This is a genomic window from Burkholderia sp. IO2 (genome assembly GCF_029522185.1).
GTDB lineage: Bacteria > Pseudomonadota > Gammaproteobacteria > Burkholderiales > Burkholderiaceae > Burkholderia > Burkholderia cenocepacia.
In genome coordinates this window covers 1-11,962 of record NZ_JAKWFH010000104.1, presented here as the reverse complement: position 1 = coordinate 11,962, position 11,962 = coordinate 1, and the positions used below count along the sequence as shown (strand labels likewise).

Sequence of the window (11,962 nt, the reverse complement as noted above, 5' to 3'; positions counted from 1 at the left end):
ACCAGCGTCGTCGAGGGAATCAACAACACTATCAAGGTCATCAAGCGCAGGGCTTACGGGTACCGCGACGAGGAATACTTCTTCCTCAAGATCCGCGCCGCGTTCCCCGGTAATCCACGATGAACCTACTTTTTCGCCGACTGGTGCTACAACCCGCACGCGATCTCGGGCGATGCGTTCGACACGTACGTGCGTGCGTACCGACGCCCGGGGGCCGTGCGCGGCGCGCTGGCCGACTATCGTGCGAACGCGGAAGACGTGCAGCAGGACCTCGTCGATGCGGACGTCAGGATCGCGTGCCCGACCATGGCGATCTGGGGCGAGGATTTCTACGCGGTCGGCAAGATGTTCGACATGAAGGCCGTATGGGAAGGCATGGCGACCCACCTGCGTGCCGAGCCGATCGCGCAGTGCGGGCATCTGCCGCACGAGGAGCAGCCCGTGCGCGTGAACGCGCTGCTGCTCGATTTCCTGCGCGGCTGGGCCGGCTGACGCCACGCGCGCCGCACACGGCATCATCGGGGGGAACATCGGATGGAACACGGAGCGGGCCGCAAGGCCGTCATCGCCGGCGGATCGGTCGGCGGGCTGTTCGCGGCGACCGCGCTGCGCGCGGCCGGCTGGGACGTCCGCGTCTTCGAGCAATCGCCGCACGCACTCGACAGCCGCGGCGGCGGCATCGTGCTGCAACCGCCGATCGAGCGCGCGTTCGCGTTCGGCGGTGTGCCGCTGCCGCGCGAGGCAAGCGTCGATTCGATCGACCGGATCTACGTCGATGCGCACGACCGGATCGTGCAGCGCTTCGCGATGCCGCAGACGCAGACGGGCTGGAACGTGATCTACACGGCGCTCAAGCGTGCGCTGCCCGCCGGCGTCATCCACGCGGGCGACGCGTTCGAACGGTTCGAACCGGACGGCGAGCGGATCGTCGCGCATTTCGCGAGCGGCCGCGCCGAGACGGCCGACCTGCTGATCGGCGCGGACGGCGGCCGCTCGACCGTACGCGCGCAATTGCTGCCGGACGTGCGGCCGACGTATGCGGGCTATGTCGCGTGGCGCGGGCTCGTCGACGAACGCACGCTGCCCGAGCAGGTGCTGGTTCTGCTGCGCGAACGCTTCACGTTCCAGCAAGGCGACCGGCACCTGTTCCTGACCTATCTGGTGCCCGGCGCCGACGGCACGATCGAACCGGGCAAACGGCGCGTGAACTGGGTGTGGTACCGGCGTCTCGCATCCGACCGGATGCCGTCGCTGTTCGTTGCGCGCGACGGCACGCAACGCGACGGGTCGCTGCCACCCGGCGCGATGCGCGACGACCACCGCGCGGAACTCGTCGACGCCGCCGACCGGATGCTCGCGCCGACGCTCGCCGCGCTCGTCGATGCAACCACCGCGCCGTTCGCGCAGGCGATCCTCGATCTCGCGGTCGAGCGGATGGCTTTCGGGCGCGCGGTGCTGCTCGGCGATGCCGCCTGCATCGTGCGCCCGCACACGGCGGCGGGCGTCGCGAAAGCGGCGGAGGACGCGGTCGGCCTCGCCGAAGCAGTGCGCAAAGTCACACGCGGCGCCGCGTTCGATGCCGCGCTGGCGGGCTGGGACGCCCGTCAGCGCGCCGCCAGCGCATCGATCGCCGCGCGCGGGATCGCACTCGGCGCGCGGCTGATGGGCGCGGCGTGAACATGCGCCGGCCGGGGGTCGACTGCATGGCGCTGCGGATCGAATCCGGGATTCAGTGCGCGCAGCACGCTGGCGCGCCCGCCGTCGTCATCGGGCAGCTGCGGCTGCCCGCGCGCGAAAACCGGGGTCGCGACCGCCGCGAGCCACGCGGCGATCGCCAGCCCCGTCACGCGTCTCGATACGGCGCCCCGCTTCATTGCGCGCTCGCGGTCGATACGGCGCCCGACGTCGCGGTCATTGCCGAGTGCCGGCCGCCATGCGCGATCGCATACAGCTCGCGATTGCGCGCGATCGTCTGCGCGCTCGGCGGATAGTCCGTGTTCAACGTCGGCAGCGACCCGTCGCGCTCCGCCTGAATCAGGTCGGCGCGCACGTCGGCCCGCGTGACCGGATGGCCGGTGGTCTGCGCAAATGCGACGATCGGTGCGCTCAGCGCACAGGAAAGCAATGCCGCACGAATCAGGTGGTTCATGATGTTCACCTCTCGAAGATAGCGTGTTAGCGTCCGCCGATCAGGCCGGACCTCCGCTCCGCATCGATGCGATGAGGAGTGGTGTCCATTCTGCGATTCGCGCGCTTTCCGGAAGGTGAGGCTTCGATTACGGTCCTGTCATCTATCGCGGCCGGGCTGCACCGCAGCGCCGGTCAGCGCGTCACGGTTTCGGTGTTTCGGACGCTGCCCAGAAACCGCGTCAACTCCACCGTCTGCGGCCGCTCGAAGATCTCGTCGGCCGTCCCGCTCTCCCACACGCGCCCCTGATGCATGAACACGATCCGGTCGCTCACCGCACGCGCGAAGTTCATCTCGTGCGTGACCATGATCAGCGTCATGTCCTCGCGCGCGAGTTGCTCGACCACGCCCAGCACCTCGCCGACCAGCTCGGGATCGAGCGCGGACGTGATTTCGTCGCACAGCAGCACGCTCGGCTTCATCGCGAGCGCCCGCGCGATCGCGACGCGCTGCTGCTGGCCGCCCGACAACTGTTCCGGAAACGCGTCGAACTTGTCGCCGAGGCCGACGCGCTCGAGCATCAGTTCCGCGATCGCGCGTGCCTGCTGGCGGTGCGCCTTCTTCACCACCGACTGCGCGAGCATCACGTTCTGACCCGCGCTCAGGTGCGGAAACAGGTTGTACTGCTGGAACACCATGCCGACCTTCAGCCGCAGCGCGCGCAAATCCGCATGCCGTGCATCGACGCGTTCGCCGTCGACCGAGATCGTGCCCGCGTCGATGCTCTCGAGCCCGTTGAGCGTGCGCAGCAGCGTGCTCTTGCCCGAGCCGCTGCGGCCGATGATCGAGACGACCTGCCCGCGCTCGACGGAGAAATCGATGCCCTTGAGCACATGATGGGTGCCGAAGTTCTTTTCGAGACCCCGGGTTTCAACGAGCGGCATGCCATCTCCTTTGCAACGTGCGCGCATAACGGGTAAGCGGATAACAGAGCGCGAAATAGATCAGCGCGACGAGGCCATACACGACGAACGGCCGGAACGTCGCGTTCGAGATCGCGATGCCGACCTTCGTCAGCTCGGTGAAGCCGATGATCGACACCAGCGCCGTGTCCTTCACGGCCTGCACGCCGAAACCGACCGTCGGTGCGATCGCGATGCGCGCGGCCTGCGGCAGGATCACGTGACGCAATTGCTCGACGTAGCTCATCGCCAGGCTGGCCGACGCCTCCCACTGCCCTTTCGGCACGGCCTCGACACAGCCGCGCCAGATCTCGGCCAGATACGCGCTGGTGAAGAACGTGAGCCCGGCCGTGGCCGCGACCCACGGCGGCACGTCGAGCCCGACGAGCGGCAGGCCGAAGAACACGATGAACAACTGCATCAGCAACGGGGTGCCCTGGAACACCTCGATATAGAGCTTCGCGAAGCCGCGCAGCACCGTCGAGCCCGATACGCGCATCACGAGCAAGCCGAGGCCGACCAGGCCGCCCGTCACGAACGACACGATCGACAGCACGATCGTCCAGCGCGCGGCCAGCAGCAGGTTCGCGAGAATCTGCCCCAACGTGAAATCGGTCATCGCGCACCTCGCACGCGACGGGTGAACAGGCGGCGGCCCATCGCGCCGAGCGTGGCGCGCAGCAGCAGCGCCATCGCCAGATACGCGAGCGTGATCACGAAGTACGTCTCGAAGGCGCGGAAGTTGCGCGACTGGATGTAGCTGGCCGCATAGGTCAGATCGGCCACCGAGATCTGCGACACGACGGCCGAGCCGAGCATCGTGATCACGATCTGGCTCGACAGCGCGGGAAATACCTTGGCGAGCGCCTGCGGCAACACGACGTGACGCAGCATCTGCGCGCGCGACATCGCCAGCGCGGACGCGGCCTCGAGATGCCCTTTCGGCACGGCGGCCACGCCGGCGCGCACGATCTCGACCGAGTACGCGCCGAGATTGAGCGTCATCGCGAGGATCGCGGCCGTGTACTCGTCGATGTGCACGCCGAGCGCCGGCAAGCCGAAGAAGATGAAGAACAGCTGGACGACGAACGGCGTATTGCGAATCGCCTCGACGTACGCGCCGATCAGCGGGCGCAGTCGCACGGCCGCGCGCGCGTCGGCGCTGTACGCGGCCGCGCCGAGCACGCCGACGGCGACGCCCAGCACGGTCGCAACCGCGGTCAGCGCGAGCGTGATCGCCGCGCCGCTCGCGAACACGCCGACGTACTCGGCGAGCTCGCCGAATTGAAGCTGGTAGCTCATGGGACGGGGATAAATTCAGGTTCGGACAACGACACGCGCCACGCCGGGCACCCCGGCCGCGGCGACGTATCCGGCGACACGGCGATGCGTCACAGTCCGGCCGGCAACGGCTGGCCGAGCCACTTGCGCGACATCTCGCCCAGCGAGCCGTCCTGCTTCGCATGCGCGATCGCATCGTCGATCTTCGCGAGCAGGCGTGGTTCGTTCTTGTTGACGCCGACGAAGCACGGCGAATTCTTGATCACGAACTTCACCTCCGGGCGGCGCGGCGGATTCTTCGCGAGAATCGCCGCCGCGACGATGTTGCCGGCCGCGATCAACTGGACCTGCCCCGACAGGAACGCCTGGATCGTCGCGTTGTTGTCCTCGAAGCGCTTGATCGTCGCGTTCGGCGCGAGCTGCGACAGCGCGATCTCCTCGAGCGCGCCGCGCGTCGCGCCGACCGTCTTGCCGGTGAGGTCGGCCGGCGTGCTCACCTTTACGTCGGACGGCCCGAACACGCCCTGGAAATACGGTGCGTATGCGCTCGAGAAGTCGATGACCTTCTCGCGCTCCGGGGTCTTGCCGAGCGACGAGATCACCATGTCGACCTTGTTGGTCGTCAGGTACGGAATCCGGTTCGCGCTGTTTACGGGCACCAGCTTCAGCTTGACGCCGAGCGCCTTGGCAAGGAGTCCTGCCATGTCGATGTCGTAGCCCTGCGGCTGCATGTCCGTGCCGACCGAACCGAAGGGCGGATAGTCCTCGGGCACCGCGACGCGCAGCGTGCCGTTTTTCGCGATGGTGTCGAGCGCATCGGCATGGGCCGGCGCGGCGGCGAACAGCGCGATCACGGGGGCGGCGAGCAGCGCAGCCAGCCAGGTGCGTCGGGGGAACGGTCGGGTCGTCGGGCTCACGGTGAATCTTCCTTGTCTGGTATGTCGTCGAGCGACGCGCAACGATTGCGCGGTCCACACCACTCCAGCAAAAACCGGGCCATTGCCGTCAAACGCTTGCCCCGCCGGCACGAGACGGAAATTTCGGCGAACCGCTCGGCGTGCCGAATTCCTCATTTCGGTGCACGAACCGGCGCCGTCGGTAACGGTTGCCCTCGCAGCGCGCGCCGGCGCACCAAATTACCTATCTGGTTCACCCGTCGCCGCGGCCCTATGCACGGATTCGAACAGGCCCAGTCCAAATTTGCATTCCGTTTGTGACGGGAATTACGGCTGAATACGTTCGCGACGTACCGTGCCTTTCGTCACGTCCGACGAATCGCGATCAGGACGGGCGCGCTCGATTCGGTGCGCTGCTCCTCCGGTACCGGTGGCCCCGATCGTCCCGCGATCGAGGCGAATCCAATCCCATCCGCGCGCGAGGATACCGTCATGGCATCGATTCCCGACCCGTCGACAACCGGCGAAACCGACAAACGCAGCTGGCTCGAATCGCACGAAGCCGGCTATCACCAGACCCTCGGCAATCGACAGGTGCAGATGATCGCGATCGGCGGGGCCATCGGCACCGGGCTGTTTCTCGGCGCCGGCGCGCGGCTGCAGGCCGCCGGCCCGGCGCTCGCGATCGTCTATCTGGTGTGCGGCGCGTTTTCGTTCCTGATCCTGCGCGCACTCGGCGAACTCGTGATGCATCGCCCCAGCAGCGGCAGCTTCGTGTCGTACGCGCGCGAGTTCCTCGGCGAAAAGGCCTCGTTCGTCGCCGGCTGGATGTACTTCCTGAACTGGGCGATGACCGGCATCGTCGACATCACCGCCGTCGCGCTCTACATGCACTACTGGGCGCCGTTCGCGGCCGTGCCGCAGTGGATCTTCGCGCTCGTCGCGCTGTGCATCGTCGCGACGATGAACCTGATCGGCGTGAAGTGGTTCGCCGAGATGGAGTTCTGGTTCGCGCTGATCAAGGTCGCTGCGATCGTGCTGTTTCTCGTGATCGGCGCGGCGATCCTCGGCACGGGCATGCCGGTCGCCGGTCATGGCACCGGCATGCATCTGATCACCGACAACGGCGGGTTCTTTCCGCACGGGCTGATGCCGGCACTGGTGCTGGTGCAGGGCGTGGTGTTCGCGTTCGCGGGCGTCGAACTGGTCGGTACGGCCGCCGGCGAATGCAAGGATGCGCGCAAGGTGCTGCCGCGCGCGATCAACAACGTGATCTGGCGCATCGCGATCTTCTACGTCGCATCGGTCGTGCTGCTGGTCTGCCTGCTGCCGTGGAGCGCGTACAAGGCGGGCCAGAGCCCGTTCGTCACGTTCTTCGGCGCGCTCGGCGTGCCGGGCATCGGCTCGGTGATGAACCTGGTGGTGCTCACGGCCGCGCTGTCGAGCCTCAACTCCGGCCTGTATTCGACGGGGCGCGTGTTGCGTTCGCTGTCGATGGGCGGCTCCGCCCCCGCGTTCCTCGCGCGAATGAGCGGGCAATCCGTCCCGTACGCGGGCATTCTGGTGACGGTCGCGATCTACGTGGTCGGCGTGCTGCTCAACTATCTCGTGCCGTCGAGCGTGTTCGAGATCGTGCTGAACATCGCGTCGCTGGGCATCATCAGCACCTGGGGCTTCATCGTCGTGTGCCAGATGAAGTTCCGCGCCGCGGTCAGGCGCGGCGACGTGGAAGACGTGTCGTTCAGGATGCCGGGCGCGCCCGTCACGTCGTGGCTCACGTTGCTGTTCCTGCTCGGCGTGCTGGTGTTGATGGCCTTCGACTACCCGAACGGGACGTGGACGATCGCCTCGATCCCGCTGGTCGCGCTGCTGCTCGTGGCCGGCTGGAAGTGGCTGAGCCGTCGCGCGCGCCGCGCGCTGCTCAAGCCGACGATTCCGTCGATCACGCTCACGCAGAACGTGCTCGAGAAAGGCGAGAACTGACTCGCTACGGCATGCGCGCCGTCCGTTGAAGGAACCGCCGCCGGGTTTCCGACGGCGGTCGCCAACCGCGCTCAGTGATGCTCGTACAACGGCTGCGTGTCGAGCGACGCGAGCGATGATGTCGCCGTCCTGGCCGCGTCGGTCGGCTGGGCAGCGGCCGATTGCGCTTGCTGCGCGACGACCTTCGCTTCGGCGGCCTGGATGTCCTCCGGGTAGTACGGGTCGGTGCCGATCGGCCGATAACCAGCCTTCTCGACACGGACGAGATCGGCACGCACCTCGGCGCGGGTAACCGCATGGTCGGTGGTTTGCGCAAATGCGACGATCGGTGCGCTCAGTGCGCAGGACAGCAGGACTGCACGAATCAGGTTGTTCATGATGTTCACCTCTCAAAGATGGCGTGTTCGCGTCCGCAGATCAGGCCGGACCTCCGCTCCCCATCGATGCGATGAAGAGTTGAGTCCATTCTGCGATTCGCGCGCTTTCCTGAAGGTGAGGCTTCGATTACGGTTTTGTTATCTGATCGCCCGTTCTTCTATCGTCGGCTTGCGCCGTGATTACTTTATCAACCGCATGCCAGCGACCTTTGAGGCGGCCACGTCGAAGGTTGCTGTGTACTCGCACCCGACGACGTGTGCCGACCGCTCGATCAGGCAATCCGCAAAATCCGCCTTCGGTGATGCCGCGAAAACGCGAAGTGCCTTTCGCACCGTGTCAGCGCCTTCAACGGCCAGTTCCTTCGTAGCGGTCATCGAGTCGATGATGTCTGTTATCTGTTCGCGCTCTACGCCGTAGCAACGTCCCAGCACCCAGACGACCTCGACCAGCGCCACCTGCGAAACGTACCCCGGACGCTCCGCCGACAACGACTCCATCAGCGCGGTCGCCCTCTTTGATTGCACGGCATCGTCTTGAGCGAAATAGCGGACCAGCACGTTCGGATCCAGTCCTATCATCGCGCGGACGCTCCCTGTTCGGCGATGGCCCGATTCATGTCCTCGATTGACACCGATTTCTCGGGCTTTTTCACGATGCCCTTGAGCGAGGCGAGCGAGCGCGTGGCCGGGTAGATCTCATACCGGCCCGTTGCCTCGTTGAAGCTGAATTCGATCCGGTCTCCGGACTCCAGGCCTAGTTGATTGCGTACATCCACCGGAATGGTCACCTGACCCTTTGAAGTAATAGTAGCTGCTGTCATTTGCGGCACCTCCAATATTCCTTACTTTATGGTAAGGAATATGAAAAAGCAAGGGCGAGCTACCGGCGACCACCGCCGACGCTGCAGTGCGCCCGCACAGATAACGGTTTCGTAATCCTCGAGTCAGGGTCGGGTCAACGCCGCGCCGGCAGACTGCGTGCTCGTCGCATCGAATGCGCATCCGAGCCCTGCTTCGAGGAGCACCATCATGTGGATCGTCCGGCTGGCGTTACGCAGGCCCTACACGTTCGTCGTACTCGCGCTGCTGATCTTCATCGCGGGGCCGCTGGCACTGCTGCGCACGCCGACCGACATCTTTCCGAACATCGACATTCCGGTCGTCAGCATCGTCTGGTCGTACAACGGCTTCTCCGCCGAGGACATGGCCAAGCGGATCACGTCGAACTACGAACGCGCGCTCACGTCCGACGTCGACGACATCGAGCACATCGAGTCGCAATCGCTGAACGGCGTGTCGGTCGTGAAGGTGTTCTTCCACCCGGGCGCCGACATCAATCGCGCGATCGCGCAAGCCGCGAGCAACGCCGCGTCGATCCTGCGCATCCTGCCGCCCGGCACGCTGCCGCCGAACATCATCACGTACAACGCGTCGACGGTGCCGATCCTGCAGCTCGGGCTGTCGAGCGACACGCTCGCCGAGCAGCAGCTGTACGACCTCGGCAACAGCTTCATCCGCACGCAGCTCGCGACCGTCCAGGGCGCGGCGGTGCCGCTGCCGTTCGGCGGCAAGATCCGCCAGATCGTCGTCGATCTCGATACGCACGCGCTGCAGGCGAAGGGGCTCGCGCCGATCGACGTCGTGAACGCGATCAACGCGCAGAACCTGATCCTGCCGGGCGGCACCGCGAAAATCGGCACGCACGAATACAACGTGCAGATGAACGGCAGCACGCAGACGGTCGCCGCGCTGAACGACCTGCCGGTGAAGACGATCGGCGGCAACGTCGTGTACGTGCGCGACGTCGCGCACGTTCGCGACGGCTACGCGCCGCAGACCAACATCGTGCGGGTGGACGGCAAGCGCGCGGCGCTGCTGACGGTCGAGAAGACCGGCAGCGCATCGACGCTGACGATCATCGACCAGGTGAAGGCGATGCTGCCGAAGATCGCGGCCGGGTTGCCGAACACGCTGCGCATCGCGCCGCTCGACGATCAGTCCGTGTTCGTGAAGGCGGCGGTCCAGGGCGTCGTGCGCGAAGCGCTGATCGCCGCATGCCTGACCGCGCTGATGATCCTGCTGTTCCTCGGCAGCTGGCGCGCGACGCTGATCATCGCGATCACGATTCCGCTCGCGGTGCTCACGTCGCTGCTCGCGCTGTCCGTGCTCGGGCAGACCATCAACATCATGACGCTGGGCGGGCTCGCGCTCGCGGTCGGGATCCTCGTCGACGACGCGACCGTCGCGATCGAGAACATCACGCATCATCTCGAGCTCGGCGCGCCGCTCGACGAAGCGATCCTCACCGGCGCGGGGGAAATCGCGGTGCCGACCTTCGTGTCGACGCTGTCGATCTGCATCGTGTTCGTGCCGATGTTCCTGCTCACGGGTGTCGCGCGCTATCTGTTCGTGCCGCTCGCCGAAGCCGTGATCTTCGCGATGATCGCGTCGTACTTCTTCTCGCGCACGCTGGTGCCGACGCTTGCGATGGCGCTGATGCGCGCCAAAGGCAGCGGCCGGCCGCCGCGCGGCGCATTCGCACGCATCGCGCGGTTCCAGGCCGCGTTCGAGCATCGCTTCGAGGCCGTGCGGCTGCGCTATCGCGCGCTGCTGTCGGCGGCGATCGCGCGGCGGCGCCGCTTCGCGGCCGCGTTCCTGCTCGCCTGCATCGCATCGACGGGCCTCTACGCGTTCGCCGGGCAGGACTTCTTTCCGTCGGTCGACACCGGCGAGATTCGCCTGCATTTGCGCGCGCCGACCGGCACGCGGATCGAGGAAACCGCGCGGCTCACCGACGAAGTGGAAACGAAGATCCGCAGCGTGATTCCGGCGAACCAGCTCGCGGGCGTGCTCGACAACATCGGCGTGCCGGTGAGCGGGATCAACCTCACGTACGACTCGTCGGACCCGATCGGCACCGAGGACGCCGACGTGCTCGTCACGCTGAAGCCGGATCACGCGTCGACCGCCGCGTACGTCGCGAAGCTGCGCAACGTGCTCGCGCAGGCGTTCCCCGGCGTGACGTTCGCGTTCCTGCCGGCCGACATCGTCAGCCAGATCCTCAACTTCGGACTGCCCGCGCCGATCGACATCCAGATCGTCGGCAACAAGCTCGACCAGAACCGCGCGGTCGCGAACGCGCTGCTCACGAAGCTGCGCGGCGTGCGCGGGCTCGTCGACGCGCGCATCCAGCAGCCCGGCGACGAACCCGCTATCAACGTGAACGTCGATCGTACGAAGGCGATCCAGGCCGGTCTCGACCAGCGCGACGTCGCGCAGAACCTGCTGATCGCGCTGTCCGGCAGCTCGCAGACGACGCCGAACTTCTGGCTCGATCCGCGCAACGGCGTCAGCTACCCGGTGCTCGTGCAGACGCCGCAGTACACGGTAAATTCGCTGCAGTCGCTCGCGAACGTGCCGCTGCCCGCCGGCACCGCCCGCTCGCCGCAGACGCCGGCCGGCGGCCCGGCCGCGGGCGCGCCCGCGCAGAACCTGCTCGGCGCGCTCGGCTCGTTCTCGCGCGCGACGCAGCAGGCCGTGGTGTCGCACTACAACGTGCAGCCGGTGCTCGACATCTTCGCGTCCGTGCAGGGGCGCGACCTCGGCGGCGTCACGGGCGACGTGACGAAGCTCGTCGACGCCGCGCGCGCGCAACTGCCGCCCGGCGCGTCGATCGTGCTGCGCGGCCAGGTGCAGGCGATGCACGAGTCGTTCGCGGGGCTGCTCGGCGGCCTCGCGCTCGCGATCTCGCTGGTCTACCTGCTGATGGTCGTGAACTTCCAGTCGTGGCTCGATCCGCTCGTGATCGTCGGCGGGCTGCCGGCATCGCTCGCCGGCATCGCATGGATGCTGTTCGTCACGCGCACCACGCTGTCGGTGCCCGCGCTGACCGGCACGATCCTGTGCATCGGCATCGCGACCGCGAACAGCATTCTCGTCGTGAACGCAGCGCGCGAGTTGCTCGCGGCCGGCGCGCCGCCATGGCAAGCGGCGCTCGACGCGGGCTTCAACCGCTTCCGGCCCGTCGTGATGACCGCGCTCGCGATGCTGATCGGCATGTTGCCGATGGCACTCGGCCTCGGCGACGGCGGCGAGCAGAACGCCCCGCTCGGCCGCGCGGTGATCGGCGGCCTCGCGTTCGGCACGGTGTCGACGCTGCTGTTCGTGCCGGTGCTGTTCGGCTTCGTCCATGCGTGGCTCGCCCGGCGTCGCGACGCCGCGGCAGCGCGGCACGCGCAGCACGCACCCGATACGCCGGCGCTGCGTTGAGCGCGGACGCCCGCCCCTTCTCATCCTTCGATTCGCCCGCCCCCGGACCCATCATGAACGACTCGA

The 11,962-nt window shown here is 66.9% G+C and carries 13 protein-coding genes and 1 pseudogene; 5 read left to right on the top strand and 9 right to left on the bottom strand.

Features of this window, described 5'->3' with window-relative positions; all coding sequences use genetic code 11:
* The 3 genes and pseudogenes from MMB92_RS34290 to MMB92_RS34280 form a co-directional block, all read left to right on the top strand.
* The coding region (locus MMB92_RS34290) for a transposase (RefSeq protein WP_143329487.1) at nt 1-123 on the top strand (123 nt) is incomplete at its 5' end.
* Nucleotides 124-492, top strand: a pseudogene (locus tag MMB92_RS34285) (alpha/beta hydrolase); the annotation flags it as partial. It lies immediately after the preceding gene.
* A 42-nt stretch (nt 493-534) separates the two neighbouring features.
* A complete protein-coding gene (locus MMB92_RS34280) occupies nt 535-1,677 on the top strand; it encodes an FAD binding domain-containing protein (protein WP_058903728.1) in 1,143 nt (380 codons plus the stop codon).
* Here the strand turns inward: MMB92_RS34280 and MMB92_RS34275 are convergent.
* From MMB92_RS34275 to MMB92_RS34250, 6 genes are all read right to left on the bottom strand, one after another.
* Complete coding sequence (locus MMB92_RS34275; protein WP_012493778.1) at nt 1,605-1,874, bottom strand: hypothetical protein; 270 nt, start codon at nt 1,872-1,874, stop codon at nt 1,605-1,607. The two genes, MMB92_RS34280 and MMB92_RS34275, sit on opposite strands and share 73 nt — an antisense overlap.
* A complete protein-coding gene (locus tag MMB92_RS34270) occupies nt 1,871-2,149 on the bottom strand; it encodes a DUF4148 domain-containing protein (RefSeq protein WP_062886082.1) in 279 nt (92 codons plus the stop codon). Before MMB92_RS34270 ends, MMB92_RS34275 begins: the two co-directional genes overlap by 4 nt.
* Before the next feature lie 173 nt (nt 2,150-2,322).
* Entirely contained in the window at nt 2,323-3,072 is a 750-nt protein-coding gene (locus MMB92_RS34265) for an amino acid ABC transporter ATP-binding protein (protein WP_006493844.1), read from the bottom strand.
* Nucleotides 3,059-3,709 carry an amino acid ABC transporter permease gene (locus tag MMB92_RS34260; RefSeq protein WP_062885713.1) on the bottom strand — a complete coding sequence of 217 codons (651 nt, stop codon included), beginning with the start codon at nt 3,707-3,709 and terminating at the stop codon, nt 3,059-3,061. The genes MMB92_RS34265 and MMB92_RS34260 overlap by 14 nt, the downstream gene beginning before the upstream one ends.
* Nucleotides 3,706-4,392 carry an amino acid ABC transporter permease gene (locus tag MMB92_RS34255; protein ID WP_006484385.1) on the bottom strand — a complete coding sequence of 229 codons (687 nt, stop codon included), beginning with the start codon at nt 4,390-4,392 and terminating at the stop codon, nt 3,706-3,708. Before MMB92_RS34255 ends, MMB92_RS34260 begins: the two co-directional genes overlap by 4 nt.
* 89 nt (nt 4,393-4,481) lie before the next feature.
* Entirely contained in the window at nt 4,482-5,288 is an 807-nt protein-coding gene (locus MMB92_RS34250) for a transporter substrate-binding domain-containing protein (protein WP_062885714.1), read from the bottom strand.
* 471 nt (nt 5,289-5,759) lie between these two features.
* Here MMB92_RS34250 and ansP point away from each other — a divergent pair, with 471 nt between their 5' ends.
* Complete coding sequence (gene ansP, locus MMB92_RS34245) at nt 5,760-7,250, top strand: L-asparagine permease (protein WP_062885715.1); 1,491 nt, start codon at nt 5,760-5,762, stop codon at nt 7,248-7,250.
* 71 nt (nt 7,251-7,321) lie between these two features.
* Here ansP and MMB92_RS34240 read toward each other — a convergent pair whose 3' ends face one another.
* From MMB92_RS34240 to MMB92_RS34230, 3 genes are all read right to left on the bottom strand, one after another.
* A complete protein-coding gene (locus MMB92_RS34240; RefSeq protein ID WP_034204054.1) occupies nt 7,322-7,627 on the bottom strand; it encodes a DUF4148 domain-containing protein in 306 nt (101 codons plus the stop codon).
* Between the two features lie 180 nt (nt 7,628-7,807).
* Nucleotides 7,808-8,206 carry a type II toxin-antitoxin system VapC family toxin gene (locus MMB92_RS34235; RefSeq protein WP_043205949.1) on the bottom strand — a complete coding sequence of 133 codons (399 nt, stop codon included), beginning with the start codon at nt 8,204-8,206 and terminating at the stop codon, nt 7,808-7,810.
* On the bottom strand, nt 8,203-8,448 hold the full coding sequence (locus MMB92_RS34230; protein ID WP_012493780.1) for an AbrB/MazE/SpoVT family DNA-binding domain-containing protein: 246 nt from the start codon (nt 8,446-8,448) through the stop codon (nt 8,203-8,205). Before MMB92_RS34230 ends, MMB92_RS34235 begins: the two co-directional genes overlap by 4 nt.
* Nucleotides 8,449-8,656: 208 nt before the next feature.
* On the opposite strand from MMB92_RS34230, the gene MMB92_RS34225 reads away from it, so the two are divergent.
* Nucleotides 8,657-11,896: an efflux RND transporter permease subunit gene (locus MMB92_RS34225; protein WP_277563242.1), complete on the top strand. Its 3,240-nt coding sequence runs from the start codon at nt 8,657-8,659 to the stop codon at nt 11,894-11,896.
* Nucleotides 11,897-11,962 lie beyond the last annotated feature (66 nt).